This window comes from Cryobacterium sp. 10C3 (assembly GCF_034314285.1).
Taxonomy (GTDB): Bacteria; Actinomycetota; Actinomycetes; order Actinomycetales; family Microbacteriaceae; genus Cryobacterium; species Cryobacterium glucosi.
Genome location: NZ_JAVIWF010000002.1, coordinates 1,057,050 through 1,083,721 on the forward strand (window position 1 = coordinate 1,057,050; position 26,672 = coordinate 1,083,721).

Here is a 26,672-nt window from a genome sequence, read left to right on the forward strand (position 1 = left end):
CGAATCCTTGGACGGATCCTACGAATCGACCTCGACGGTTACGGCGATGTTTTGGTTGGCTTCGACAAAGGCAGCCGTGATCTGTTGTGCAGTGAGTTCAATTTGCCAGTCGCGGGCACCGAGGGCGGCGAGCGCCTCGCTGATGGATTCCACTTCGATCGGCTCCGGTGGCGTCCAGGCGATCCGGCGCACGAAGTCCGGAGTGACGAGGTTCTCGATCGGGATCGCGAAGGACTCGGAGATCTGGCCGAGAGCAAGCCGCGCTGCCTTGTACCGCAGGTCGGCCTCTGGATTCCGGTCAGACCACGCCCGCGGCGGGGAAGGGCGTCACCGGTTCCGCGCAGGGAGGGAGGTCCGTCGCGCGGATGCCGTCCTGGATCGCAGTCCACCACCTGTCGAGTTCGCTGCGGCTCGCGCGGCCGCTGAACTCGCGGAGATCGGCGAGCGCCTGCCTGCTGGCCGGCAACACCCGTGCAGCGGCGACGAGCGACGCGTCGGGGACGAGGCGCCCCGGCGACACGTCGAGGTGCCTGGCGAGGTCGTCGCGGGCAAGCCAGAGGGATCTCGCGACGGCGAGGTTGCGCTGGGAACGAATCGAATGCACCCCGGACAGCCTGCGCCAGGGCTCTGCGCTGATCGGCTTGGGCTCGTGGTCGAGCGTCGCCTGGAATTCCTGGGCGGCGATCTGGGTCTTCTCGTCGGCGGCGAGCATCTCGACCATACGGTCGCGCAGGTCGGGGAGGAGCTCGACGTCGAGGGCGCCGTAGACGAGCCAGCTCTCCGGGAGCGGCCTGGTCGACCAGTTCGCCGCGGAATGCTCCTTGGCGAGATGGATGCCGAGGAGTTCCTCGACGACCGTGCCGAGGCCGACCCGCGGTAAGCCGAGAAGGCGTGCGGCCAGTTCGGTGTCGAAGATGATGTGCGGGTCGAGGCCGACCTCCCTCAGGCACGCGAGGTCCTGACTGGCGGCGTGGAAGATCCATTCATCTCCCGCGATCGCCGCGTTGAGCTCGGAGAAGTCCCCGATCGCCGGCGGATCGAACAGGAAGGTGCCCGCGCCGCGCCGGTACATCTGGATCAGGTACGCGCGCTGGGAGTATGTGAAACCCGATGCCCGTTCGGCGTCGATGCCGATCGGTCCCGTTCCCTCGCTGAGGGCAGCGGTGGCCGCCAGATAGGCGTCCCGCGTATCGATCACGCGGTGATCAACCACGACCAGTTCGGCGTGCGGACAACATGCTGACTCCTTCGCCAATCGGGGGAAGACCTGCGAGCATGCAGATCAATTCGCCCCAGCCTTCGACGTGAGCGGTGAGATTGTGGTCCACAGGTGTCCACGAAGCACGCAGCTCTATCTGCGCACCGTCGCCTTGCTTCGCAAGTTCGCCGAAGCCCGACGAAATAATCTTAGTCGCGGTTCCGGATGCCGCGGTATAGCGGGCTCCGTGGGAGTCGAGGGCATCGATCAGCCAGGCCCAGGCCACTTCGGCGAGGAAAGGGTCGACACCGATCTCCGTCTCGAGGGGAGCCTGCGCGAAGCAGACCACCCGGAATGCTCCGCCCCAGGCCTCCGGCTCCTCAGGGTCATAGAGGAGGATGAAACGGCCGGTCCCGAGATCGGAGTTGCCTCCGTGGCGTGACGGGGCGACATCCGCGGAGAGGGCAACGGCGTGCGGGGCGAGCTTCCCTGGGGCCGGGATTTCGCTGAGCACCAGGTCGGTGCGGGTGTGCGCTCTGCGGATGGCCGCGAGCGCAGCGGCGAACTCCGGGGGAGTGGTTCTTGTGTTTCGGGCACGTCTGCAGACTAGAGTTTTTTCCGGGCGGGTCGGTGAGGCACGCCGGGCAGCCGGAGGTACGCGTGCGGGAAAAATCGAGGTCAGGGACGCCGGGCGGACTGGTCGTCGCGGTCACGGCTCTCGTAGTTGCCGGCGCGGCCGCGGTCGTGGTGGCGGGAGTGAGCGTGCTGGCCGCCGTGATGGCGCGTCGTATCGTGACGCCGTCCGACGCACGCGCCGACGACACCGACGTTCTCGGCGTCGATCTCGAGGCCGCGACGATCACGCTCGCGGTGACGCCGGATTCCGTGTTGCCCGGTGACTACAGCTTCTGGTTCGAGCGTGAGTCCGGGCACGCCCAGCTCGGCGAGGTCCTCCGCGTGACGAAGACGGCGGTCATCCGCCGGATAGCCCGAATCGACTACGGGGACCTGAGCGAGGCCCGCAGAGGCCGCCTCGGCGGGTATTCCTATCTGGGTCCCTGGGATCTCGGCCTCCCGTTCGAGCAGGTGCAGGTGCAGACGGAGGTCGGCGAGGCCCCGGCCTGGCTGGTCCCCGCCGAGCGGCCGGACGGTCGCTGGGTGATCCAGGTGCACGGGCGGGGTGTGCGACGGCAGGAGACCCTGCGGGCCGTCCCTGTGTTCCACGACAGGGGCTACAGCTGCCTCCTGGTCTCGTATCGCAACGACGGCGACGCGCCGGGAAGCGACGACGGCCGGTACGGACTCGGGGATACCGAATGGCGCGATATCGATGCGGCGATCGGTTTCGCGGCGGCTCGCGGCGCGACGAGCATCGTGCTGATGGGGTGGTCGATGGGCGGCGCGATCGTGCTGCAAACCGCGACGCGTACGGGCTACCCGCACCTGCTCTCCGGCATCGTGCTCGATTCGCCTGTGATCGACTGGGCAGACGTCGTCGCGTTCCAGGGCAGCACGCTTCGCCTGCCTGGCCTCGTTGCCACGGGGGCCATGCAGGTCCTCGGCCGGCGGTGGGGCGGCCGCCTCACCGGCCAGGCGAGTCCGATCGACTTCCGCAGGCTCGACTTCGTGACCCGCGCCGACGACCTCGAGCTCCCCGTGCTCCTGATGCACAGCGATGACGACGGCTACGTGCCCTCGAGCCCGTCGCGCGCCCTCGCGGTTCGCCGGCCCGACATCGTGACCTTTCTACCGTTCACCGTCGCGCGGCACACCAAACTCTGGAACTATGACAGGGAAGGATGGAACGCGGCGATCGGGACCTGGCTCGGCGAACTCGAATCCCCGGCGGAACCGACCGGGCCTGATGATCCGCTCCACCCGGCCGGATAGCGGTCTCAGGGGCGCTCGCGCAGCTTGCGCTTGGTGCGGGCGAGCATCGCGGACATGCCACGGATGCGGAGCGGCGAGACCGCCTGCGTGAGTCCGATGGTCTGCGGGTAGTCGTCCGGCACGGCGAGCACCTCGGCGACGGACAGGCCGTCGAGGCCCTGCGCGAGGATGGACGCGAATCCCCGGGTCGTCGGGGACTCCCTGGGCGCCGTCGCGTGCAGGTGCACCGCGTCCCGGTCGTCGACATCGACGAAGATGAACACGGGTGACTGGCACTCGACGACGCGTTCGAGCAGGTCGGGATGCTCCTGGTACCGGCTCGGAAGCTCGGGGAGTTCATCGGCGAACTCGAGCAGAAGGAGTAAGCGGTCCTTCTGTTCCAGCTCGAGGAAGTCTTCCTGGATCTCGGCCAGTTTCGCGGGCAGTTCGGTGGTGGTCATCAATCAGATCCTGTCCTGGTTCAGCGGGGTTCGGGGGCCGTACCGGCGGCCGCTCCCGTGACGATCGGGACCCGCACGGCGTTGCCCCATTCCGTCCAGGAACCGTCGTAGTTGCGCACGTCCTCGAATCCGAGCAGGTGGGTGAGCACGAACCAGGTGTGGCTCGACCGCTCGCCGATCCGGCAGTACGCGATCACGGCATCGTTCTCGCGGAGCCCCGCCTCGCCGCGGTAGATCGCCTCGAGTTCCGCGCGGGACTTGAAGGTCGCATCCGGTGCCGCGGCGCGCGCCCACGGCACGGAGGCCGCAGAGGGGATGTGGCCGCCGCGCAGGGCGCCTTCCTCCGGGTATGCGGGCATCGTGGTGCGCTCCCCGGTGTACTCCTCGGGGGAGCGGACGTCGATGAGCGGGCGGCCGAAGTGTGCGAGCACGTCGTCCTTGAAGGCGCGGATCGGCGCGTCGTTGCGGGGGACGAGGGGGTACTCCGCGGCAGCCACCTCCGTGGCCTCGCGGGTCAGGGCTCCGCCCTCGGCGATCCACTTGTCCCTGCCGCCGTCGAGCAGGCGCACGTCGGGGTGGCCGAAGAGGCTGAACACCCAGAGCGCGTACGCGGCCCACCAGTTGTTCTTGTCGCCGTAGATCACGACGGTGGAATCGCGCGCGATGCCCTTCGAACCCAGGACGGCCGCGAAGGCAGCGCTGTCGACGAAGTCCCGCTGGACCGCGTCGTTGAGCTCGGTGTGCCAGTCGATCTTGACGGCGCCGGGGATGTGGCCGCTCTCATAGAGGAGCACGTCCTCGTCGGACTCGAGGACAGTGAGTCCGGCATCACCCTGGTGTTCGCGCAGCCAGGCCGTGCTGACGAGCCGTTCGGGATGAGCGTACGCGGCGAACTTGGCATCCGGATCGAGATCGACGGGCATGGGAACCTCCAGTGGGGCCGGGCGGTGCCCCGGGATCATTTGAACGCGGTTTAGGCTGGTCTTCCGGCCCGCGCTTCGAATGTACGCGGTCCGGCCTGGTCGCGCATTCGTGGTGAAATACTTCAACACGAATGTCCGAAAAGCAGCCCATATGGCCAACCGAGACAGAAACACGGGTATTCCACGATGGTTCCAGAGGCGCCCCGGGCTCCCAGTCGGCTGCATCGGCTCGCGGAACGCTCTCCCGAGATCACGGGGGCCGAAATCGTCGCCGAACTCGTGCCGCCTCCCCAGTTCGAGCACGCCTCATTCGAGTCCTACCGGCCCGATGTGAACTTCCCTTCCCAGCTCGAGGCCGTCGACCGGCTCACGGCCTTCGCCGAGGCCTGGCGACCGCAGCGCCCCGGCGGATTCTTCTCACGTACCCGGAAGGCTCCAGCGCAACTCCCGGGGATCTACCTCGACGGTGGGTTCGGCGTCGGGAAGACCCACTTGCTCGCCGCGCTGTGGCACTCCGCGCCGGGCCCCAAGTACTTCGGCACCTTCATCGAATACACCGCCCTCGTCGGGGCGCTCGGTTATGCTGCGGCGGTCCGGCAGCTCTCCGGGGCGAAGCTCATCTGCATCGACGAGTTCGAACTCGACGACCCGGGCGACACCATGTTGATGACGCGGTTGCTCGGCGAGCTCGTGGCCTCGGGCACCCGGGTCGCCGCGACCTCCAATACGCCGCCGAATTCACTCGGTGAGGGCCGGTTCGCGGCCATCGACTTCCTTCGCGAGATCCGCGCCATGTCCGCGAACTTCGAAATCCTCCGCATCGACGGGCTCGACTACCGCAGGCGCGACATCGAAGGCCACTCCGTCGCCGTCGAGGGACCCGAACTCGACCGGCTCGTCGCGGCGCTCGTGGCCAGGGGAGCGAACGTGACGGAAGACGACTTCGGTTCCCTGATCCGGCATCTCAGCACCGTGCATCCGTCGAAGTACATCAAACTGATCGCCGGGGTCGAGGTCATCGCCCTGACCGACAGCTACCTGTTGACCGACCAGACGGATGCCCTGCGGCTGGTCGCCTTCATCGATCGCGTCTACGACGCCGAAATACCGATCGTCGCGAGCGGGTTGCCCCTCGCGGAGGTCTTCGACGATGAGATGCTCGCGGGCGGCTACCGGAAGAAGTACCAGCGCTCCCAGTCGCGGATGGTGGCACTGACAACGGGCGAGCTCCCTCCGCACGACTGAAACCGGGATCCGTCGCGGCCGAATGCGGCTCTGACGTGCCTGTTTGCCGGAACGGCCCTGTCGAATCGGCGGCTGAGTCAAGCCGGGAAACGCGGAGTCGGGAGATACCGGGCGTCAGGAAACACGATGTTAACACGGTCAACAATCGCGTAACGCGGTCGAAACATCCCTGAGCGTGTGCGGAAACGTGTGCACTCCACACTGTCTCTGTACCTGCCGATACACGCTTCACGCTCACCCTGTGCACGTCGGCGGTCATCCCTGTTAGTTAGAGAGAGGTAACCATATCCATGGTTGAACTGTCGGTCCTGCTGGACGATACGACTGATGCACTTACCACAAACATCAATTCCCTGTGGCTCCTCGTCGCGGCAGCCCTCGTCCTCCTGATGACTCCGGGCGTGGCCTTCTTCTACGGCGGCATGGTCAAGGCGAAGAGCGTCATCTCCATGATGATGATGAGCTTCGGCGCCATGGGCCTGATCGGCGTGCTGTGGGTGGTCTACGGTTACGGCCTGTCCTTCGGACCGCCGCTCATCGGCGGCTGGCTCGGAAACCCGTCCGAGCTGATCGGCCTCAACGCACTCCTGACGAGCGGCAAGGACGGCGGACCCGACCTGGGCGCCCTCGCGTTCGCCGGCTTCCAGGCCACCTTCGCGATCATCACCGTCGCCCTCATCTCCGGAGCGATCGCCGACCGGGCCAAGTTCGGCGCGTGGATGATCTTCGCCGGCGTCTGGGCCACCCTGGTCTACTTCCCGGTCGCGTACTGGGTGTTCAACCTCACGGACGGCTGGGCTCCCTTCCTCCTCAAGGTCAACGACTTCGCCGGCGGCACCGCGGTGCACATCAACGCCGGTGCGGCCGGCCTCGCCCTCGCCCTGGTCCTCGGCAAGCGCGTCGGCTTCAAGAAGGGCATCTCCAAGCCGCACAACGTGCCGCTGACCCTCCTCGGCGCGGCAATGCTCTGGGTAGGTTGGTTCGGCTTCAACGCCGGCTCCGAAGCCGCCGTCGACGGTATCGCCGCCCTCGCCTGGATCAACACCCTCGCAGCACCCGCCGCCGGTATCATCGGCTGGCTGATCGTTGAGAAGATCAAGGACGGCAAGCCGACCATGATCGGTGCAGCATCGGGCGCCGTCGCAGGCCTCGTCGCGATCACCCCCGCGTGTAACATCCTGACCCCGATGTGGGGCATCCTCCTCGGGCTCATCGTGGGCGCCGTCTGTGCCGTCGCGATCGACCTGAAGTTCAAGCTCGGCTTCGACGACTCCCTGGACGTCGTGGGCATCCACCTCGTCGGCGGCATCATCGGAACGCTCTACGTCGGTCTCGTCGGCAACAACGTCGGCCTCCTCCAGACGGGCAGCTTCAACCAGCTCGGCGTGCAGGCCCTCGCGGCATTCGGCATCGGCATCTACTCCTTCGTGATGGCATACGCCATCGGCTGGATCATCCAGAAGACGATCGGCTTCCGCATCACGAACGAAGACGAAGTAGCCGGCGTCGACACCATCGTGCACGGCGAAGAGGGCTACGCGCTCGACGCCGTCTAACCGGCACTTTCTCTGCACGGGCAGCTGAAACCAGAGCCAGCCGAAACAAGAAGGGGCGCATCCGCGGCACGCGGATGCGCCCTTCTTGCGTCCGATCCGGTGCCTGTGCACGAGCGGATGCTGACCGTCGACCCAGCAGTCGCCCGTCAGCGCCTGACGGATCGGGTGCGATACAGTGTGGCTGTGTCAGCCATCCGCGGTTTCTTCAGTGCCCTGCGGCGACTCTTCGCGCCGACGAGGCCTCGCAGTGACCGGTCGACGGTTCCGAGCCCTGGTCGAACCGGAGCGGGCGCGACCGTCGAAGTCGACCCGCGGAGTCTTCGTGATGTACGGCTCGCCTACCGGCCGACCCGGAATGCGAGTCCGGACCCTGGAGAAATCGTCTGGACCTGGGTTCCCTTCGAGGAACGTGACGGGCGCGGCAAGGACCGCCCGGTCGTGATCGTGGCCGAGGCGGGCAAAGGGGCCGTCCTGGCCGTCCAGTTGACGAGCAAGGACCGAACCGGGCACCCCGACTATGTGGCGCTCGGCGTCGGCGACTGGGACAGGAGCGGCCGTCCCAGCTGGGTCAACGTGGACCGGGTCTTCATCGTGAACCCGGGCGGCATGCGTCGTGAGGCCGCCAGGGTCGATGCCGCGCGCTACGGGCGCATCGCGACGGTCCTGCGCGGCCGTTACGGCTGGAACTAGGACCATGCCGAGCAGTCACCCGGCCTCGTCGATTGCGCCGCCCCTCGCCGGCCGGGCTGTTGCGAGCCAGCGCTGGTCGCACCTCTGCTTCGTGCATTGGCGCGTGCCGGCCGCCGAGGTCGCACCGCTCCTGCCCGCGGGCCTGGTTCCCGACGAATTCGACGGCACCAGCTGGGTGGGCCTCATCCCGTTCGTCCTGGATCGGGCCACGATCTGGGGCAGCCCACCCATTCCGTACTTCGGGAATTTCGTGGAGGTGAATGTCCGGCTCTACGCCGTCGACGCCGAGGGGCGACGCGGAGTCGTCTTCGTCTCCCTCGAGGCGTCGCGGCTCGCGGCGGTGCTCGCTGCCCGTGCCGCGTTCGCACTTCCGTACATGTGGTCGCGGACGCGGCTGGCCGTCGTGGCGGGCGAGTACCGCTATTCCTCCCTGCGGCACTTCGCAGGCCGGGCCAGGACCGATATCGTCGTCCGGCCGGGGATGGAACCGGTGACCGGTGAACCGCTCGCGGACTTCCTCACGGCGCGCTGGGCGCTTTTCACCCGTGCCAGGGGGCGCACGGTCTACCTCCGTAACCACCACGAGCCCTGGGAGCTCGTCCAGGCCGAGCTCGTGCACCTGGACGACACTCTGCTGGCCGAGGCCGGCTTCCCGGCGCTCAGCGGGCGCGTACCGGATTCGGTGCTGTATTCGCCGGGCGTCACGACCCGTTTCGGAACGGGCTGACCCGTATCACTGGCGGTCCGGCGGCCGAGCGGGGAGCCCATTGACAACAGGACCCCCTCGCCGGTAACGGTCGAGGGGCCCTGTCGGGCGTTCGGGAAGCCGGGGGACTATGCCCCGCAGGTGACGGTGACTCCGTTGTTGTCGAAGACGCCTGCGCCGTGCTCCGTGCAGAATGCCGCAAGGTTGACGCCCGCGCTGACTGCGACCGCGATCACGATCCCGACGACGATGATGCCGACGACACTGATGATGATTCCGGCGAGGGCGAAGCCGTTGCCGAGTCCTGCCTTCTTCGACTTGACGAAGCCGACGATGCTGACAATGAGCCCGAAGGGCTGCAGCGAGACGAGGGAGAGGATGAGACCGACAATACCGAGGGTCTTGCCGGGGTTGACTGCGGAGGCTACGGGAGTCGTCATGGTGACGGCCTTTCTGTGGGCGCCGGAACCCGGACGGGCAGGCGGCAGATGGGTATGGGGAACCCAGACAGCTGAAGGAACCGGAGGTCGGTCGGGTGATCGTCCGGGTGGCGGCTGCTCGGGTGACGTGCGGCAGCAGAAAGCACGAACGGCAGCAGGGGGCGTCGTGTGCGCTGCGCCGAGAGATCGATGCTGGACAAGAAGGTGCCCTCTGTCGCACTGATGCGCCGGAGGGTTCGCTGGGTCAGTCGTCGGGAACTGTAGTTCTTGTCTGGCTTGGGTCGAGCATGGCACAGCGGACACTCAGAGTGCAAGGAGGATTCTCCACGCTCGCGCCGGCCTCTGGTCGACCCCCGTCGCGACGGGGATCTCGGCTCAGCCGCCCGATCCGAGGAGGCCGGCGCCGAGCACAGCACACGCGATCGCGATGATCAGGAAGACACCCACCCAGAGCAGGCCGGGGATGTGCGTGAGGCGGGCGAGCTGGTCGGCATCCGAGGCTGTGCCGCGGCGGCGGGAGCGTGATCCCTGAAGCTCGAGCACCGTGCGTACGGCGCCGAGAAGAAGGAATGCCGTCACGAGCAGGGCGAAGACGCTCTGCACGAACGCGGAACCGAACCAGGTGACCGCGAAGATCACCGTGGCCGTCGCGAGCACGGACCAGAGTCCGAACCAGTTGCGCACCTGGATGAGAAGCAGGGCGAGGGCCGCGAGCAGGAGCCAGAGCAGTCCGACCGAATACCCCAGGCTCAGGAGCCAGGCCGCACCGAGTCCGAGCAGGGCGGGCGAGGAATAGCCGGCGAGCAGGGTCAGCACCATCCCGAGTCCGCGGGGTTTGCCCCTGCTGACGGTGAGCCCCGACGTGTCAGAGTGCAGCCGGATGCCGTCGAGCTGTCGGCCGCCGAGGGTCGCGACGAGCGCGTGGCCGCCCTCATGCGCGATGGTGACCACATTCCTGCAGGCCCGCCACAACGCCGGGACGAGCACGATGGCGGCCGCGGCCGCGATGGTGAGCCAGGCGGGGATGAGGGGAGTACATCGTTCCTGGCCGTGACACGTTCCCAGAAGCCGAGCAGGAGATCCATGTTCACAGACTAGGTGGGCGAGGCCATCCGGACGTTGCCAGGGTCAGAGCGCCGGACATGGAAAACGTCCCGCTCCCCTGAAGGCCGGGGCCTGAGGGGAGCGGGACGCGCTGAACCGGGTGCTTAGGCGCTGGGCGTCGGGTTGGCCGCTGCCACAGAGAAGATGACGACAAGGATGACCACGAAGAGCACGAGGAAGATCGCGCTCAGGATGATGCCGGCCTTGGCGAGGCCGTTGGGGGCGCCGGCCTTCTTGGCCTGGTTGAAGCCGATGATGCTCACGATGAGGCCGGGCAGCTGGAGGTAGGGAATGAAGGCGAGGATGAACCCGACGATGCCGAGGATCTTGCCGGGGGTGGCCGTTGTGGTTTCGACGGAAGTCATGAGAGGAGCCTTTCTGGCTGTTGTACTACTGCTGGGGGGATTACCGGGTGGTGTCTGGAACGGCCGGCGACGGACGCACGAGGTCTGCCGCGAGGCGTGCATGCGGCAGGTCGAACGCAGCCGTCGTCGTGCGGCGTTCACGAGTCCCGGGAAGCGAACGATGCGACTCGGTTCACTTCACGGAACAGGACGGGAGTACAGCGCTCTTTCGTGATGAAGACGAAGGAGGGTTCGCTGGGCCGGGGATCCAATGGGATGGTCCTTCGGCTTGAAGAAGAGCTTGGCACAGGACGCACTCAGGTTGGCGGGATTGGCCCCCCCAGTACGAGGGTACAAAAAACCCCGCTCCGGCGGGGTTTTCTCCTCTGTAGGAGTGGGCGATACCGGACTCGAACCGATGACCTCTTCCGTGTGAAGGAAGCGCGCTACCAACTGCGCCAATCGCCCGCGGCGAGCGAATTTTGTTCGACCGCGACTCTCGATACTAGCCCAGACCGGGCGTCTGTCGTGCACCGACGCGCCACCGCACGCTCAAGTTCCGCTCGGTTTGTATATCCGGAAAAGTACCGGTACAGTCTTCAAAGCACGCAGAAATGCGCGCAGTTGCGGATGTGGCGCAGTGGTAGCGCATCACCTTGCCAAGGTGAGGGTCGCGAGTTCGAATCTCGTCATCCGCTCGAATTGAATCGGCCGAAAGGCCGATTCTCTTTGGTATGAACCCGAATACGGTGGATTGGCCGAGAGGCGAGGCAGCGGCCTGCAAAGCCGTATACACGGGTTCGAATCCCGTATCCACCTCCAGTCTTGGAGAACGAAGTTCTTGAAGCACTAGATTTGGGCGATTGGCGCAGCGGTAGCGCGCTTCCCTGACACGGAAGAGGTCACTGGTTCGATCCCAGTATCGCCCACAGATAAACCCCCGGTTACCCCGGGGGTTTTTTCGTTTAACGTCCACCGGAATGGGGATACCGGTCCGGAGTCTGGTGCAGCACTCTCAAGGGGAGGTTCGCCATGAATTCGCACACGGTGCCGCACGGCATCCGGTTCGGCCGCCGGGCGACCGACTTCCCGGCCGTCGTCGGCGCTGACGTCACCGACCGCCCGGGCGCCAGCAGGGCCCCCGTCGCGGGGTGCCGGCAAGCAGGTACCTGCCGCCGCAGGACTGGGACCGCCTGCTCATCGCCGATGCGCAAGGACTGCCCACCCTGTACCTCGCCGCCGACGCCGGTGAATTGTGGCTGACGGAGCCCAGCACCGGCCGGGTCGTCGCGCTCGGCAACAGCCACCTGCGCGGCCTCGGCATCTGGAGCTTCTGGCTGCACAATGTCGACCAGCGCACGATCGTCGCACGAGAGGGACTCCTCCAGCCCGGTTCGGTCGTCGCGCTCGTCCGCGAGCAGGCGCACGGGTCCGGCCCCCGTGGGATCGCCGTCCACGCTGCGACCGGGCGCCCGGTCGGCCACGTCAGCCCGCGGATCGCCGCCGGGCTCTCCCCGCTCCTCGACGGCGGAGCGGGGCTCCTGGCGGTCACCCTCGCATCCGATCCGACTCTCGCCCGTGACCGGCCAGGGCTCGTCAAGGTGATCGCCTGTTCACCGGACGTCATCGGGCATCTCTTCCGCCGGCTGCCGCAGGGGGCACCCGTGCCGTTGCGTGCGCACGACACCGTCCTCGTGGCCTGAGCCTGGCAGCCGCCCGAGCCGCACGGGAATCCCGGTCGCGACCGCGCCGCTAAAGTTGGAGGGGTTCGCACAATACTGAGGAGTACTACACGTGGCTGACGGCTTTGAGCTTTTCACCGACCGGTCTGTTGTCGCAATGCGCGTCAACGGTGAGCTCAAGGATCTCGCCGCAACGCTGACCCAGACGGATGTCGTGGAACCCGTGACGATTTCGTCGCCGGATGGCCTGAACATCCTCCGCCACTCGGCAGCGCACGTGCTCGCCCAGGCGGTGCAGAACGTCAACCCGGCGGCACGCCTGGGGATCGGTCCGCCCGTGACGGACGGCTTCTACTACGACTTCGATGTCGAGGTGCCGTTCACGCCAGAAGACATCAAGGCGCTCGAGAAGGCCATGGACCGCATCATCCGCCAGGGCCAGCGTTTCGTGCGGCGCGTCGTGACCGATGAAGACGCCAGGGCCGAATTCGCCGCGGAACCGTACAAGCTCGAGCTGATCGGGCTGAAGGGCGGCGCCGTCGCGGCCACCGCGGACAACGAATCGGTCGAGGTCGGCGGCGCCGAGCTCACCATCTACGACAACGTCGACCCGAAGACGGGCGAGACGGTCTGGAAAGACCTCTGCCGTGGCCCGCACCTGCCGAACACCCGCATGATCGGCAACGGATACTCGCTGACCAGACTCGCCGCCGCATACTGGCGCGGCTCGGAGAAGAACCCGCAGCTGCAGCGCATCTACGGGACCGCCTGGCCGACCAAGGACGAGCTGCGCGCTTTCCAGGCTCGCCAGGAGGAAGCCGCCAAGCGCGACCACCGCAAGCTCGGCCAGGAACTCGACCTGTTCTCCTTCCCGGAGGAAATCGGTTCCGGACTGGCGGTCTTCCACCCCAAGGGCGGGATCATCCGCGCGGAGATCGAGAACTACATGCGCGAGCAGCTGCTCGCGAACGGCTACGACCTCGTCAACACCCCGCACATCACCAAGGCGCACCTGTTCGAGACCAGCGGGCACCTGCAGTGGTACAAGGACGGCATGTTCCCGCCGATGCACCTCGATGAAGAGGTCGACGCGGAGGGGAACATCACCCGGCAGGGCCAGGACTACGCCATCAAACCGATGAACTGCCCGATGCACAACCTCATCTTCAAGGCGCGGGGCCGCAGCTACCGCGAACTTCCGCTGCGTCTGGCCGAATTCGGAACCGTCTACCGGTACGAGAAGAGCGGAACGCTGTCCGGCCTCACCCGGGTGCGCGGGCTCACCCAGGACGATGCCCACATCTACGTCACCGCGAGCCAGGTGAAGGCGGAAGTCGCCAGCCAGCTCGAGTTCGTCTTCGAGACGCTGCGGGGATACGGGCTCACCGATTTCTACCTCGAACTCTCCACCAAGGACCCGGTGAAGTTCGTCGGCACCGACGAGCAGTGGGACGAGGCAACCGAGACCCTCAGGCAGGTCGCCGTCGAGTCCGGGCTCGAACTGGTCAGCGACCCGGGCGGAGCGGCGTTCTATGGCCCGAAGATCTCCGTGCAGGCCAGAGACGCGATCGGCAGGACCTGGCAGCTCTCCACGGTCCAGCTCGACTTCAACCAGCCGGAACTCTTCGACCTGGAGTACACCGCCTCCGACGGGACCCGCCAGCAGCCGGTGATGATCCACCGTGCCCTACTCGGCTCCATCGAGCGCTTCTTCGCTATCCTCCTCGAGCACTATGCCGGCGCCTTCCCGGTCTGGCTGTCCCCGGTCCAGGTCGTCGGCATCCCCGTCGCCGAAGCGTACGAGGACTATCTCGGTGAAGTCATCCGGCAGCTGAAGGCACTCGGGGTGCGCGCCGAACTCGACACCTCGAGCGACCGGATGCCCAAGAAGATCCGCACCCACACCAAGGCGAAGGTGCCGTTCCAGCTGATCGCAGGCGAAGACGACCGGGCGGCCGGATCGGTGAGCTTCCGTTTCAGGGACGGTACCCAGGAGAACGGCATCCCCGTCGTGGATGCGATCGCCCGTATCGTCGACGCGATCGCAACGAAGGCGCAGGTCTGAGATGGACGCCGGAGACGAGACGATCGAATCGTCCAGCGACTTCGCGGCCGTACCGGATGCCTTCCAACGGTTGTGGACGCCGCACCGGATGGTCTACATCCAGGACGGCACGCAGCCGCACGCCGACGCCTGCCCGTTCTGCCTCGCCCCGGCGATGACCGACGAGAAGGCGCTCATCGTCGCCCGCGGCACGCACGCGTACGTGCTCCTCAACCTGTTCCCGTACAACAGCGGCCACCTGCTCGTCTGCCCGTACCGCCACATTGCGACCTATGACGAAGCAACGCCAGAGGAAGTCGCCGAGATCGGTAGTCTGACCCAGGTGGCGATGCGCGTGCTCGCCGTGACCTCCAACTGCGACGGCTTCAACATCGGGATGAACCAGGGCAGGGTCGCCGGAGCGGGCATCGCCGAACACCTGCACCAGCACATCGTTCCGCGCTGGGCCACAGACTCGAACTTCTTCCCGATCATCGCGAAGACCAAGGCCATTCCGCAGCTGCTCGGCGACGTCCGCCGGATGGTCGCGGACGGCTGGCCGCGCGACGAGGACTAGCTCCACCCATCCCTACCATTCCCGCTCCCGCAGCCGCTGCTCGCGGAGTTCCCACCAGACGCAAGGAATAGAATTCACGTTATGACTGAAACAACATCCATCGAGCAGTTTGGTTCGAGCCGCGTCAAGCGCGGACTCGCCGACATGATGAAGGGCGGCGTCATCATGGACGTCGTCACTGCAGCCCAGGCCCGCATTGCCGAAGATGCCGGAGCCGTCGCCGTCATGGCGCTCGAGCGCGTTCCCGCGGACATCCGCTCCCAGGGCGGCGTCGCGCGGATGAGTGACCCGGACCTGATCGACAGCATCATCGCCGAGGTCTCCATCCCCGTGATGGCGAAGGCCCGCATCGGTCACTTCGTCGAGGCGCAGGTCCTGCAGGCGCTCGGCGTCGATTACATCGACGAGTCCGAGGTCCTCAGCCCGGCCGACTATGTGAACCACATCGACAAGTGGAAGTTCGACGTGCCGTTCGTGTGCGGCGCGACCAACCTCGGTGAGGCGCTCCGCCGCATCAACGAGGGTGCCGCGATGATCCGGTCGAAGGGCGAGGCCGGCACCGGCGACGTCTCGGAGGCGACCAAGCACATCCGCACCATCAACGCCGAGATCAAGCGCCTCGCTTCGCTCAGCAAGGACGAGCTCTACGTGGCGGCCAAGGACCTGCAGGCGCCGTACGAGCTCGTCGTCGAGATCGCCGCGACCGGCAAGCTCCCCGTCGTGCTCTTCACCGCGGGCGGCGTGGCCACCCCTGCAGACGCCGCGATGATGATGCAGCTCGGCGCGGACGGCGTCTTCGTCGGCTCCGGAATCTTCAAGTCCGGCAACCCGGAGCAGCGCGCCAACGCGATCGTCAAGGCCGTCACCTTCTTCGACGACGCCAAGATCGTCGCCGAAGTTTCTCGCGGCCTCGGCGAAGCCATGGTCGGCATCAACGTGTCCGACCTCGCGGCACCGCACCGCCTCTCCGAGCGCGGCTGGTAGCTCGAACAGGTGACGGTAGGAGTACTCGCCCTCCAGGGCGACTTCCGCGAGCATGCGCAGGTGTTGCGCACCCTCGGAGCGGACGTCGTCCTGGTGCGCCGACCAGAAGAACTCGCCCGCGTCGACGGGCTCGTGATTCCGGGCGGCGAATCCAGCGTGATGGACAAGCTCGCGCGGGCCTTCGGCCTCGCCGATCCCTTGCGCGCCGCCGTCAGGGCCGGCCTCCCGGTCTACGGGACCTGCGCGGGACTGATCATGCTCGCGGACACCGTCGTCGACGGCATTCGCGGCCAGGAGAGCATCGGCGGCCTCGACATCAGCGTCCGGCGCAATGCCTTCGGCTCCCAGACGCAGTCCTTCGAGACCGATCTGGAGGTACCGGTGCTCGGCGATGCGCCGGTGCACGCGGTGTTCATCCGCGCCCCGGTCGTCGATACCGTCGGTCCGAAGGCAAGGGCCCTCGCGCGGCTCGCCGACGGCCGCTGCGTCGCGGTCGAGCAGGGGCGCCTGCTCGGCACCTCGTTCCACCCGGAGATCACGGGGGAGCACCGCTTCCACGAGTACTTCCTCGGAACGGTCGCGGCCGCCCGCTTCCTCGGCTGATCCGGCCGGGGTTTCCCGCCTGCCGGCTGCGGGACTAGGGTTCTGGCATGAGTCAACGATGATGAGATATGTAGCCCTGCTCAGGGGAATCAATGTCAACGGCATAACCGTGGCCATGAATGATCTCGTGAAGACCTTCGAGGGCCTCGGCTACTCGGACGTCAAGACGGTGGTCGCGAGCGGCAACGTCGTCTTCACAGTCGACGAGGCGGCCGAGGCTTCACCGGACGCGATCAAGAGCCGGATCGAGGCGGCGTTGTCGGAGCGCTTCGATTACGAGGCCTGGATTGTGCTGATCGACGAGGCAGAACTCGCCCGCGAGGTGCGGTCCTACCCGTTCCCGGAACGGGAGGGCTGGCACGCCTACGTCATGTTCGGTTCTGACCCCTCCCACCTCGCGGAGCTCGCCGGCCATGCCAGGGAGCTCGACCAGGCGGACGAGCGGATCGAACTCGGCCACGGCGTCCTCTACTGGGAGGTCCGGCGTGCCGTCGGAATCAAGAGCGCCTTCAGCAAAAAGAGCGCCAAGGTGAAATACCGCGCCACGACGACGACCCGCAACCTGAACACCCTGCAGAAAATCATCACGCTCTGATCCTCCCTGCTTCGTCAGGGCGTCCGCCACGCCTGCCGGACGGCTCCGGCGGGGCGGATCGGGCACCTCGGGTTAGACTGGCCAACAGCGCATTGGTGCGACGAATTCGCTTTTCTGCCACTGGCGGCAGACGGCCGGCACCACAATCAGACAGCCAAGCACGACAACGGGAGATTCATGTCCGGACATTCCAAGTGGGCGACTACCAAGCACCAGAAGGCGGTCACCGACTCACGGAGGGCCAAGGCCTTCGCCAAGCTGATCAAGAACATCGAGGTCGCCGCTCGGATGGGCGGCGCCGACCTGTCGGGTAACCCGACGCTTGTGGATGCGATCCAGAAGGCCAAGAAGACTTCGGTCCCCAACGAGAACATCGACCGTGCGGTCAAGCGCGGAGCCGGCCTCGCCGGCGTCGTCGTCGATTACACCACGATCATGTACGAGGGCTACGCCGCAAACGGCGTCGCCATCATGATCGAGTGTCTCACCGACAACAAGAACCGCGCTGCGGCTGAAGTCCGCACGACGGTCAGCCGCAACGGCGGCAACATGGCCGACCCGGGCAGTGTTGCCTACAACTTCCACCGCAAGGGAATCGTCGTCGTCTCCAAGGCGAACGGCGTGACCGAAGACGACGTTCTCGGCGCGGTCCTCGACGCGGGTGCCGAAGAAGTCGTCGACGAGGGGAGACCTTCGAGGTCTTCAGCGAGGTCCAGGACCTCGTGGCAACCCGTACGGCACTGCAGGCCGCCGGAATCGACTACAACTCGGCCGATATCGCCTTCGTCCCGCAGCTCACGATCGACGTCGACGCGGAGACCGCTCGCAAGGTGTTCAAGCTCATCGACGCACTCGAGGAACTCGACGACGTGCAGAACATCTACAGCAACTACGCCGTGTCTGCCGCAGTCTCCGCTGAGCTCGAAGCCGAGAACGAGTAGTCAACGGTGGCCGTGCGGGTGCTCGGAATCGACCCCGGGCTCACCCGTTGCGGCGTCGGTGTCGTCGACGTCGCGCCGAACCGCACGGCTACCCTCGTCGACGTCACCGTGTTGCGCAGTTCGCCCGACCTGCCACTCGAGCAGCGCCTGCTGCTGCTGAGCCGAGGACTCGAGGAGATGATGGACCGGCATAAGCCGGCCTTCGTCGCGATCGAGCGCGTCTTCGCCCAGCACAACGTGCGCACGGTGATGGGCACCGCCCAGATCAGCGGGGTCGCCCTCCTGCTCGCCGCCCAGCGCGGCCTCACGGTCACCCTGCATACCCCGAGCGAGGTCAAGGCGGCGATCACCGGCTACGGCTCGGCCGACAAGGCCCAGGTCGGCGCCATGGTCGCCCGCGTGCTCGGCCTCAGCGAGGTCCCGAAACCGGCGGATGCCGCGGACGCACTCGCACTGGCCATCTGCCACGCCTGGCGAACCGGGGCATCAGGAGGCACCCTTCCGACGACGGACGGGCTCGCGGGCGGCGCACTCACGCCGGCACAGGCTGCGTGGCGCGCCGCGGAGCGCGGAGCGGCAGCGTCGGCGGTGCCCCGTAGGCTTAAGCGATGATCTCTTCCGTACGTGGACTCGTCCTCTCCGCCGTTGGCTCGACGGCGGTGCTCGAGGTCGGGGGAGTCGGGCTCGCCGTGCAGGTGACGCCGACGACCGCCCTCGGCCTCCGGCACGGCAGCGAGGCGCGCCTGCTGACAACCCTGCTGGTCAGGGAGGACTCGCTCACCCTCTACGGTTTCGCGACCGCCGACGAGCTGTCCGTCTTCGAACTTCTCATCGGCGTCACAGGGGTCGGCCCGAAGTCCGCGCTCGGCGTACTCGCCGTGCTCACCCCGAACCAGGTGGCCCAGGCCGTCGCAGGTGAAGACGACGCCGTCTTCCGCAAGGTCAGCGGCATCGGGCCGAAGACCGCGAAGCTCATCATCCTGTCCCTGGCCGGCAAGGTCGTGGTTTCGGCCGTCGACGGCGCACCCCGCACCAGGCGTCCTTCCGTGGCAAGCCCCGCAGCGAGCGTCCAGGCCGCCCTGATCGGCCTCGGCTGGTCCGAGCGCGTCGCGGAGGAAGCCGTCAGGGAGACCCTCGCCGAGGCCGCCGAACCCGACCTGATCGGTGTCGCCGCCCTGCTGAGGCTCGTCCTCGCCCGGCTCGGACCGGCGCACCAGGCTTCGGAGGACCGGCAGTGACATCGGAACAGTTCGCGGCGACGCCGGACCCCGGGGTCGAGCTCACGAGCCCACTGCTCGAGGGTGAGGCCGAGCTGGCATTCGAGGGCGCGCTTCGCCCGCGGAGCCTCGCGGAATTCGTCGGCCAGCAGAAGGTGCGCGGCCAGTTGCAGCTCATGCTCACCGCCGCAACGATGCAGAATCGCACACCAGACCACATCCTGCTCGCCGGCCCTCCCGGCCTCGGCAAGACAACGCTCGCCATGATCATCGCCTACGAGGGCAACCGCCCGCTGCGCATGTCGAGCGGTCCGGCCATCCAGCACGCCGGCGACCTGGCAGCGGTGCTGTCCTCCCTCGTGCCAGGCGAAGTGCTCTTCATCGACGAGATCCACCGGATGGCGAGGTCCGCAGAGGAGATGCTCTACCTCGCAATGGAGGACTTCCGCATCGACATCATGGTGGGCAAGGGCGCAGGCGCCACGTCCGTGCCGCTCGACCTCGCCCCATTCACCCTCGTCGGCGCGACGACACGGTCCGGGATGCTCCCGAACCCGCTTCGCGACCGGTTCGGGTTCACGGCGCACCTCGAGTTCTATGCCAGCCAGGAGCTGGAACAGGTCCTCGCCCGCGCGGCGACCATGCTCGACCTCGACATCGACAGGGAGGCCATCGCGGAGATCGCCGGTCGCTGCAGGGGAACGCCGCGTATCGCGAACCGGCTCTTGCGCAGGGTGCGCGACTACGCCCTCGTCCATGGCGGTGCCGCCGACCTGGCGGCCGTCCACGCGGCCCTCGAGCTCTACGACGTCGACCCGATCGGCCTCGACAGGCTCGACCGCGAGGTCATGAACATCATCCTTACCCGTTTTGGGGGTGGGCCGGTCGGACTGAACACCCTCGCCGTCTCGGTGGGGGAAGAAGCCGAGACCGTCGAGTCGGTCGTTGAGCCGTTCCTGGTACGGATAGGCTTCCTCACGCGCACCCCGCGTGGCCGCGTGGCGACGGCAGCCGCCTGGCGGCACTTCGGGCTCGCCGATCCGAACGACGTCGGCCGCCAACCCGCCCTTCCGCTTGATGACCTATAATTCGATGTGGTTCGCTCCGAGCCGCATGTACGCACACGCTTCGGCCACCGCGCCGCAACTGAAAGGCTTTGCTGCACTATGGATCCGTTGACTCTCGTCATGCTCGCCGTACTGGCGCTGCTGGTGTTCTTTATGTTCCGCAACGGCCGCAAGCGCCAGAAGGAACAGGCGTCGCTGCAGTCGCAGATGGTCGCGGGCGCGAACGTCATGACCAACTTCGGTATGTACGGAACCATTCTGTCGATCGACGAGGAAGCAAACAAGGTCGAGCTCGAGATTGCTCCCGGAACCGTCGTCCAGATGCACCGCCAGGCGATCTCCCGCGTCGTCGAGCCCGCCGTCACCGACGAGTCCGCCGACGAAGCCGATGCCGAACTCGAGTCGTCGACCGACGACGCGCGCGCGGCCCGGCTCAATGAAGACGACGCGATCCTCCTGGGCGAACCAGAGTTCGGTGAGCGCATTGCCGACGAGGCCCCCTCAACCGATTCGACCAAGAGCGACCCCACCAAGGGCGACGCGTAACCAACCCTCGCCCGGCTCGCGTCCTTGTGGCGCCCGCACGCGTATAGAAAGCTGAGTTCCAAGGTGGCAAAGTCGACTCCGGCCAAGAAGGCCTGGCGTTCCCTGACGTGGCTGGGGGTGATCGTCATCGGCCTGATCGCAGTCAACCTCTTCGGTGTCCTCACCGCCGGAGGGTCCTGGGCGCCCAAGCTGGCCCTGGACCTCGAGGGTGGCACGCAGATCATCCTCGCGCCGAAGCTCGAGTCCGGTCAGTCCGTCTCCCAGGAGCAGCTGAACCAGGCGGTGTCGATCATCCGGCAGCGCATCGACTCCTCCGGTGTCTCCGAGGCGGAGATCAACACGAGCGGCCAGAACATCGTCGTGTCGATCCCGGGAATCCCGGACGACGCAACCATCAACCGGATCGAATCGTCCGCGAAGCTCGAGTTCCGCCCGGTCCTGGTCGCCGCCGCCCCGTCGACGGCAGCTGTCGGCGCCGACGGCACCGCAACGCCGACTCCGGTAGCCACGGTCGACCCGAGCCTGTCGAGCACGCCGACGGCCGTACCGACGAACGGCAGCGATCTCAGCTGGGTGACCCCGGCGCTCCAGGCGCAGTACGACGCCTTCGACTGCTCGACCATCGACACCTCCAACGTCGCACCGGCCGACCAGCCGCTCGTGACCTGTGAGACAGACGGTTCGGTCAAGTACATCCTCGGGCCGGTGGAGGTCAGCGGCGAGAACGTCTCCGACGCCACCAACGGCCAGAAGACGACCCAGTCCGGTGCCACCACCGGCGAGTGGGTCGTCAACATCAAGTTCGACGATCAGGGCACCAAGGACTTCGCGACGGTCAGCACCCGGCTGAGCGGCCTCACCGGCGTGCAGAACCAGTTCGCGATCGTGCTCGACGGCAAGGTCATCTCCGCGCCACGCACCCTCGCCGTGATCACGGACGGCAACGCCCAGATCAGCGGCAGTTTCGATCAGGCATCGTCGAAGGTTCTCGCGGACCAGCTGAAGTTCGGAGCCCTGCCGCTGAGCTTCACCGTACAGAGCCAGGACACGATCTCGGCGACCCTCGGTTCGACCCAGCTCGTGAGCGGCCTCATCGCCGGCCTGATCGGACTCATCCTGGTCGTCCTGTACTCGCTCCTGCAGTACCGACTGCTCGGTTTCGTCACTGTTGCGTCGCTCGTCGTCGCCGCCGTCATCACTTACCTGCTGATCACGATCCTGTCCTGGCGTGAGGGCTACCGGCTCTCCCTCGCCGGTGTCGCGGGGTTGATCGTCGCCATCGGAATCACGGCGGACTCGTTCATCGTGTACTTCGAACGAGTGCGCGACGAGTTGCGCGACGGCCGCGGGCTGGAATCGGCCGTGGAAGCGGGCTGGAAGCGCGCCATCCGCACGGTCCTCGCCTCCGACGCGGTCAACTTCCTCGCCGCGGGCGTGCTCTTCATCGTCGCCGTCGGAAACGTGAAGGGCTTCGCCCTGACGCTCGGGCTCACGACGATCGTCGACGTCGTCGTCGTTGCGCTCTTCACCCACCCGGTCCTGCAGCTGCTCGCCCAGACCCGCTTCTTCAACGAGGGCCACCGGTTCAGCGGCCTGGACCCGAGGGCTCTCGGAGCCACCTACCGGGGGAGGGCGAAGTTCCGGCCCTCAGACGAGGTCGCCTCCGCCAAGTTGTCGTCCGCGAGCCGTGAGGCCGCGAAGCGCCAGACCATCGCCGAGCGGAAAGCATCAGAACTCGTCGGATCCTCCTCGGATCGGTCGACCGACGGGAAGGATTCCTAATGGCGAGCTTTTCCCAGTTCGGCAACGACCTGCACACCGGCAAGCGCTCCTTCAACATCATCGGGCGTCGCAAGGTCTGGTATTCCCTGGCCGGTATCGCCATCCTGATCGCGCTCGTGGTGCCCCAGCTTCGCGGCGGCTTCGTCTTCGGTATCGAATTCACCGGCGGCTCCGAATTCGTCGTGAGCGACGTCGCGACCCAGGACCAGTCGCTCGCGGTCAAGGCCGTGACGAGCATCGAGCCCTCCGCGGTCCCGAAGGTGTCGAACGTCAGCACCACCGGCATCCGCATTCAGACGGACCAGCTGTCGAGCGACGCGACCCGGCAGATGCGCACAGCACTCGCCGACGCGTACGGCGTGCCCGCCGAGCAGGTCACGGCATCGTTCATCGGCCCGTCGTGGGGTGCTGACATCACCGGTCAGGCACTCAGGGGCCTCGGGATCTTCCTCGTCCTCGCCGCGATCGGCATGGCCCTGTACTTCAGGACCTGGAAGATGTCCCTCGCCGCGATGGTCGCGCTGCTGCACGACCTCATCATCACGGCCGGGTTCTACGGGATCACCGGGTTCGAGATAACCCCGGCCGCGGTGATCGGGTTCCTGACGATTCTCGGTTACTCGCTCTACGACACCGTCGTGGTGTTCGACAAGATCCGAGAGAACACCCGCGAAGACGGACCGGAATCGCGCAGGACCTTCGCAGACTCTGTCAACCTCGCGGTGAACCAGACGCTCGTGCGTTCCATCAACACCTCCGTCGTCGCGATCCTCCCGGTCGGCTCGATCCTCTTCATCGGCGCGTTCGTGCTCGGGGCGGGAACGCTGCGCGACATCTCGCTCGCGCTCCTGATCGGTATCATCGCCGGCGCGTACTCGACCATCTTCATCGCATCTCCGCTGTACGCCCAGCTCCGCACGATGGAACCCGGAGTGCGCAAGCGTGACAAGAAGGCGCTCGCCCTGCGCGCCAAGGCGTCCTCCGCGCCGAAGACGGACGTGCGCGTCACCGTCTAGCCGCACCGGATCACCGCCAATAGCGCCGCTCCCCGGCTAATTCGAGGGGAGCGGCACGGAGCGGTCGAAAAAGGCGCGATAATTGCTGGATGCCCGGGAATGGCCGGGCGCTCGCGAACGAGGTATGAGATGACGGAAACGACGACACCGCCACCGAACGCGCCGCTGCCCGCCGCTTCCCTCCGACGCCTCGTTCCGCGGATCTTCTCCCGCGCCCAGCCGGTCGGCGCCGTGGACACCCTGCTGCGGACCGTGCGGATGCACCACCCGAAGGTCGACCTGTCGATCATCGAGCGCGCGTATACCGCAGCGGAACGCGCCCACGAGGGTCAGGTGCGCCGCAGCGGAGAACCGTACATCACCCATCCGGTCGCCGTCGCCCAGATTCTCGCAGACCTCGGCATCGGCCCGAAGACCGTTGCCGCCGCCCTGCTGCACGACACCGTCGAAGACACCGAGTACACCCTCGACCAGTTGCGCGCCGACTTCGGCGACGAGATCGCGATGCTCGTCGACGGCGTGACGAAGCTCGACAAGGTCAAGTACGGCGACAGCACCCAGGCCGAGACCGTTCGCAAGATGATCGTCGCGATGTCCAAGGACATCCGGGTACTGATCATCAAGCTCGCAGACCGGCTCCACAACGCGCGCACCTGGGGATTCGTTCCCGCAGAGTCCGCGGTGCGCAAGGCGACGGAGACGCTCGAGATCTACGCCCCGCTCGCGCACCGCCTCGGGATCCAGACCATCAAGTGGGAGCTCGAAGACCTGTCCTTCGCGGTCCTGTATCCGAAGCTCTACGCCGAGATCGAAAGCCTCGTCAAGCAGCGCACCCCGCAGCGCGAGGAGTTCGTGCAGCACGTCATCGACGCGATCGTCGAAGACCTCAAGGCCGCGCGCATCCGCGGCAAGGTCGCGGGACGGCCCAAGCAGTACTACTCGATCTACCAGAAGATGGTCGTGCGGGGACGCGAATTCGACGAGATCTACGACCTCGTCGGCATCCGTGTCCTCGTGAACTCGGTTCGGGACTGCTACGCCGTGCTCGGTGCGATCCACGCCCGCTGGACGCCGCTGCCCGGCCGGTTCAAGGACTACATCGCCATACCCAAGTTCAACCTCTACCAGTCCCTGCATACGACGGTGCTCGGCCCGAGCGGTCGCGCCGTCGAGATCCAGATCCGCACCCAGGAGATGCACCAGCGTGCCGAGTTCGGCGTCGCATCGCACTGGAAGTACAAGGAACAGACCACGGGCAAGAGCTCGGGGCCCGGCCCGCAGAGCGACACCGACATGGCCTGGCTCGCGCACATCTCCGACTGGCAGGCCGAGACCGCGGACCCCGGCGAGTTCCTGGACTCGCTGCGCTACGAAATCGGCGCCAAAGAGGTTTACGTCTTCACCCCGAAGGGCCGGGTGATCGGCCTGCCGACGGGAGCGACCCCCGTCGACTTCGCTTACGCCGTGCACACGGAGGTCGGCCACCGCACCATGGGTGCCAAGGTCAACGGGCGGCTGGTGCCCCTCGAGAGCCCATTGGTCACCGGGGACGTCGTCGAGGTCTTCACCTCGAAGAACCCGGACTCGGGGCCGAGCAAGGACTGGCTCAACTTCGTCAAGAGCCCGAGGGCCCGCAACAAGATCCGGCAGTGGTTCACCAAGGAACGCCGCGACGAGGCCATCGAACAGGGCAGGGACGCCATCGCCCGCGCGATGCGCAAGCAGAACCTTCCCCTGCAGAAGCTGATGAACCAGGACTCCTTCGCCGAGGTCGCAGCGGTGATGAAGTACGAGGACGTCTCCGCGCTCTACGCCGCCGTCGGCGAGGGGCACATCAGCACGCAGTCGGTGCTCGAGAAGGTCGTCGCGACCCTGCAGAGCGTCGAGGAGAGCGATGCGACCGATCTGCCGTTCGCGCCGAACGGACGCACCCAGACGCTGCGCAACAGCGACTCCGGGATCCTCGTCCGCGGTGCCCCGGACATCCTGGTCAAACTCGCCCGTTGCTGTACCCCGGTTCCGGGAGACAAGGTCGTCGGGTTCATCACTCGCGGCGCCGGAGTCTCCGTGCACCAGGCATCCTGTCGCAATGTGCAGTCGCTGCTCAAGGAGCCGGAGCGGATGATCGAGGTCGACTGGGCCCCCACGTCGAAGAGCCTGTTCCTGGTCCAGATCCAGATCGAGGCCCTCGACCGCTCAGGACTTTTGTCGGACGTGACCAGGGTGCTCTCCGAACATCACGTCAACATCCTCTCCGCGACCGTGCACACCTCGAGCGATCGGCTGGCGATCAGCCGTTTCGTCTTCGAGATGGGTGACACGACCCACCTGGACCGGGTACTCAACGCCGTGCGTCGCATCGACGCCGTCTACGACGTCTACCGCGTCAACGACGGGTAGGCTCTCCGAGCGCCTGCATGGCCGTTTCCGCGGCGTCGAGCTGAACGAGCGCCCTGTGGGTGTACGGGAGGCGGTCGATGGCGCAGGTGCGCCTCGCCGCCGAGGTGTCCGGGTGGCCGGCCAGGCGGAGCAGTGCACCGATCAGGGCTGACGGGGCGGGAGACTCCGGGGGAGGCCAGCGCGCGAGGTCGAGTGCGGTGCGCAGCGGCCGGGTGACGAGAAGGCCGCCCGGCAGGATACCGTCCCTGCGCACGGTGCGGGCGCCGACGCGGATCGTGTTCTCGAGGTCACAGGCGACCTCGCGGACGCCGAAACGCGGTGACGGCGGGAAGTACGCCCGCGCCGTGATGGGCACGCAGAACTGGTGGCGCCCCGGCTCGGGAGCGAGGCCGTAGATCCACGCGGCGGTCAGCCGTTCCGCGATCGCCTTGGCCGGCACCAGGAGGGCGAGGGACCGCGCCCGTTGGTCCCGGTCTTCCGCGAGGTCCACCGGGCTCCAGAAGTCGCCGACGCGGAACAGCTCTCCGTCCAGGCACAGGCTCGAGAGCTCTGCGAGGGGGAGATCGCGCGGGGAAAGGACGTCGGGGAGTCGGATGGGCACCTGGACAGGGTGCGCCCCGGGAGTACACGAGAGCGACGGGGCTCCGGCATCTGTGGACAGCTGCCGGAGCCCCGTCGCTTG

At 66.8% G+C, this 26,672-nt stretch carries 25 protein-coding genes, 4 tRNA genes and 2 pseudogenes; 22 read left to right on the plus strand and 9 right to left on the minus strand.

The window, feature by feature from the left end; translation table 11 throughout:
• Positions 1-18: 18 nt before the first annotated feature.
• Both RGU41_RS05660 and RGU41_RS05665 read right to left on the minus strand, forming a co-directional pair.
• A pseudogene (locus RGU41_RS05660) lies at positions 19-1,213 on the minus strand (HRDC domain-containing protein).
• Positions 1,206-1,715: a DUF3000 domain-containing protein gene (locus tag RGU41_RS05665; RefSeq protein ID WP_416173177.1), complete on the minus strand. Its 510-nt coding sequence runs from the start codon at positions 1,713-1,715 to the stop codon at positions 1,206-1,208. The pseudogene RGU41_RS05660 and the gene RGU41_RS05665 overlap by 8 nt, the downstream one beginning before the upstream one ends.
• 143 nt (positions 1,716-1,858) lie before the next feature.
• On the opposite strand from RGU41_RS05665, the gene RGU41_RS05670 reads away from it, so the two are divergent.
• On the plus strand, positions 1,859-3,088 hold the full coding sequence (locus RGU41_RS05670) for an alpha/beta hydrolase family protein (protein ID WP_322135765.1): 1,230 nt from the start codon (positions 1,859-1,861) through the stop codon (positions 3,086-3,088).
• Positions 3,089-3,093: 5 nt separating this feature from the next.
• Here RGU41_RS05670 and RGU41_RS05675 read toward each other — a convergent pair whose 3' ends face one another.
• Both RGU41_RS05675 and RGU41_RS05680 read right to left on the minus strand, forming a co-directional pair.
• The gene (locus RGU41_RS05675; protein ID WP_134448008.1) at positions 3,094-3,528 is read right to left on the minus strand and encodes a SufE family protein; all 435 of its coding nucleotides are present in this window, start codon (positions 3,526-3,528) and stop codon (positions 3,094-3,096) included.
• 20 nt (positions 3,529-3,548) lie between these two features.
• Entirely contained in the window at positions 3,549-4,451 is a 903-nt protein-coding gene (locus RGU41_RS05680) for a sulfurtransferase (RefSeq protein ID WP_134448010.1), read from the minus strand.
• A gap of 186 nt (positions 4,452-4,637) precedes the next feature.
• Between RGU41_RS05680 and zapE the strand changes: the two genes are divergently transcribed.
• The 4 genes from zapE (at position 4,638) to RGU41_RS05700 (ending at position 8,669) form a co-directional block, all read left to right on the plus strand.
• Positions 4,638-5,696, plus strand: a complete 1,059-nt coding sequence (gene zapE / locus RGU41_RS05685) for a cell division protein ZapE (protein ID WP_134448012.1) — start codon at positions 4,638-4,640, stop codon at positions 5,694-5,696.
• Between the two features lie 389 nt (positions 5,697-6,085).
• Positions 6,086-7,252 (plus strand): ammonium transporter, encoded by a 1,167-nt coding sequence (locus tag RGU41_RS05690; protein ID WP_416173178.1) that lies wholly within the window; start codon positions 6,086-6,088, stop codon positions 7,250-7,252.
• Positions 7,253-7,435: 183 nt separating this feature from the next.
• Positions 7,436-7,942: a type II toxin-antitoxin system PemK/MazF family toxin gene (locus RGU41_RS05695; protein ID WP_241985051.1), complete on the plus strand. Its 507-nt coding sequence runs from the start codon at positions 7,436-7,438 to the stop codon at positions 7,940-7,942.
• A gap of 4 nt (positions 7,943-7,946) precedes the next feature.
• Complete coding sequence (locus RGU41_RS05700) at positions 7,947-8,669, plus strand: YqjF family protein (protein WP_134448016.1); 723 nt, start codon at positions 7,947-7,949, stop codon at positions 8,667-8,669.
• Positions 8,670-8,776: 107 nt separating this feature from the next.
• Here RGU41_RS05700 and RGU41_RS05705 read toward each other — a convergent pair whose 3' ends face one another.
• The 4 genes from RGU41_RS05705 to RGU41_RS05720 all read right to left on the minus strand — a co-directional run bounded on the left by RGU41_RS05705 (position 8,777) and on the right by RGU41_RS05720 (position 11,004).
• Positions 8,777-9,088, minus strand: a complete 312-nt coding sequence (locus tag RGU41_RS05705; protein WP_134448018.1) for a hypothetical protein — start codon at positions 9,086-9,088, stop codon at positions 8,777-8,779.
• Between the two features lie 375 nt (positions 9,089-9,463).
• Positions 9,464-10,153, minus strand: a complete 690-nt coding sequence (locus tag RGU41_RS05710; RefSeq protein ID WP_416173179.1) for a M50 family metallopeptidase — start codon at positions 10,151-10,153, stop codon at positions 9,464-9,466.
• 143 nt (positions 10,154-10,296) lie between these two features.
• Positions 10,297-10,557: a hypothetical protein gene (locus tag RGU41_RS05715; RefSeq protein WP_134448022.1), complete on the minus strand. Its 261-nt coding sequence runs from the start codon at positions 10,555-10,557 to the stop codon at positions 10,297-10,299.
• Between the two features lie 374 nt (positions 10,558-10,931).
• A tRNA-Val gene (locus RGU41_RS05720) sits at positions 10,932-11,004 on the minus strand.
• A gap of 158 nt (positions 11,005-11,162) precedes the next feature.
• On the opposite strand from RGU41_RS05720, the gene RGU41_RS05725 reads away from it, so the two are divergent.
• The 17 genes and pseudogenes from RGU41_RS05725 to RGU41_RS05805 all read left to right on the plus strand — a co-directional run bounded on the left by RGU41_RS05725 (position 11,163) and on the right by RGU41_RS05805 (position 25,990).
• Positions 11,163-11,234 (plus strand) — tRNA-Gly (locus tag RGU41_RS05725).
• A 50-nt stretch (positions 11,235-11,284) separates the two neighbouring features.
• Positions 11,285-11,358, plus strand: a tRNA-Cys gene (locus tag RGU41_RS05730).
• 35 nt (positions 11,359-11,393) lie between these two features.
• A tRNA-Val gene (locus tag RGU41_RS05735) sits at positions 11,394-11,465 on the plus strand.
• A gap of 222 nt (positions 11,466-11,687) precedes the next feature.
• Positions 11,688-12,239, plus strand: coding sequence for an HIRAN domain-containing protein (locus RGU41_RS05740; protein ID WP_322135768.1), 552 nt, complete (start codon positions 11,688-11,690; stop codon positions 12,237-12,239).
• A gap of 91 nt (positions 12,240-12,330) precedes the next feature.
• Positions 12,331-14,283, plus strand: a complete 1,953-nt coding sequence (gene thrS / locus RGU41_RS05745; protein ID WP_416173140.1) for a threonine--tRNA ligase — start codon at positions 12,331-12,333, stop codon at positions 14,281-14,283.
• A 1-nt stretch (position 14,284) separates the two neighbouring features.
• The gene (locus RGU41_RS05750; protein WP_174774630.1) at positions 14,285-14,839 is read left to right on the plus strand and encodes an HIT family protein; all 555 of its coding nucleotides are present in this window, start codon (positions 14,285-14,287) and stop codon (positions 14,837-14,839) included.
• A gap of 81 nt (positions 14,840-14,920) precedes the next feature.
• Positions 14,921-15,823, plus strand: coding sequence for a pyridoxal 5'-phosphate synthase lyase subunit PdxS (gene pdxS, locus RGU41_RS05755; protein ID WP_134449442.1), 903 nt, complete (start codon positions 14,921-14,923; stop codon positions 15,821-15,823).
• Between the two features lie 9 nt (positions 15,824-15,832).
• Positions 15,833-16,426, plus strand: coding sequence for a pyridoxal 5'-phosphate synthase glutaminase subunit PdxT (pdxT, locus tag RGU41_RS05760; protein ID WP_134449443.1), 594 nt, complete (start codon positions 15,833-15,835; stop codon positions 16,424-16,426).
• Positions 16,427-16,487: 61 nt separating this feature from the next.
• Complete coding sequence (locus RGU41_RS05765; RefSeq protein ID WP_277870858.1) at positions 16,488-17,021, plus strand: DUF1697 domain-containing protein; 534 nt, start codon at positions 16,488-16,490, stop codon at positions 17,019-17,021.
• A 177-nt stretch (positions 17,022-17,198) separates the two neighbouring features.
• Positions 17,199-17,962: pseudogene (locus RGU41_RS05770) on the plus strand (YebC/PmpR family DNA-binding transcriptional regulator).
• Between the two features lie 12 nt (positions 17,963-17,974).
• Positions 17,975-18,574 (plus strand): crossover junction endodeoxyribonuclease RuvC, encoded by a 600-nt coding sequence (ruvC, locus tag RGU41_RS05775; RefSeq protein ID WP_174774634.1) that lies wholly within the window; start codon positions 17,975-17,977, stop codon positions 18,572-18,574.
• Positions 18,571-19,200 carry a Holliday junction branch migration protein RuvA gene (gene ruvA / locus RGU41_RS05780; protein ID WP_322135769.1) on the plus strand — a complete coding sequence of 210 codons (630 nt, stop codon included), beginning with the start codon at positions 18,571-18,573 and terminating at the stop codon, positions 19,198-19,200. The genes ruvC and ruvA overlap by 4 nt, the downstream gene beginning before the upstream one ends.
• A 53-nt stretch (positions 19,201-19,253) precedes the next feature.
• On the plus strand, positions 19,254-20,267 hold the full coding sequence (ruvB, locus tag RGU41_RS05785; protein WP_174774635.1) for a Holliday junction branch migration DNA helicase RuvB: 1,014 nt from the start codon (positions 19,254-19,256) through the stop codon (positions 20,265-20,267).
• A gap of 99 nt (positions 20,268-20,366) precedes the next feature.
• Positions 20,367-20,792, plus strand: coding sequence for a preprotein translocase subunit YajC (gene yajC / locus RGU41_RS05790; protein ID WP_322135770.1), 426 nt, complete (start codon positions 20,367-20,369; stop codon positions 20,790-20,792).
• A gap of 63 nt (positions 20,793-20,855) precedes the next feature.
• A complete protein-coding gene (gene secD, locus RGU41_RS05795; RefSeq protein WP_322135771.1) occupies positions 20,856-22,574 on the plus strand; it encodes a protein translocase subunit SecD in 1,719 nt (572 codons plus the stop codon).
• Positions 22,574-23,590: a protein translocase subunit SecF gene (gene secF / locus RGU41_RS05800; RefSeq protein WP_134449451.1), complete on the plus strand. Its 1,017-nt coding sequence runs from the start codon at positions 22,574-22,576 to the stop codon at positions 23,588-23,590. The genes secD and secF overlap by 1 nt, the downstream gene beginning before the upstream one ends.
• A 129-nt stretch (positions 23,591-23,719) precedes the next feature.
• Positions 23,720-25,990, plus strand: a complete 2,271-nt coding sequence (locus tag RGU41_RS05805; protein WP_322135772.1) for a bifunctional (p)ppGpp synthetase/guanosine-3',5'-bis(diphosphate) 3'-pyrophosphohydrolase — start codon at positions 23,720-23,722, stop codon at positions 25,988-25,990.
• Here the strand turns inward: RGU41_RS05805 and RGU41_RS05810 are convergent.
• Positions 25,977-26,591 carry a hypothetical protein gene (locus RGU41_RS05810; protein WP_134561160.1) on the minus strand — a complete coding sequence of 205 codons (615 nt, stop codon included), beginning with the start codon at positions 26,589-26,591 and terminating at the stop codon, positions 25,977-25,979. The two genes, RGU41_RS05805 and RGU41_RS05810, sit on opposite strands and share 14 nt — an antisense overlap.
• Between the last annotated feature and the right edge of the window lie 81 nt (positions 26,592-26,672).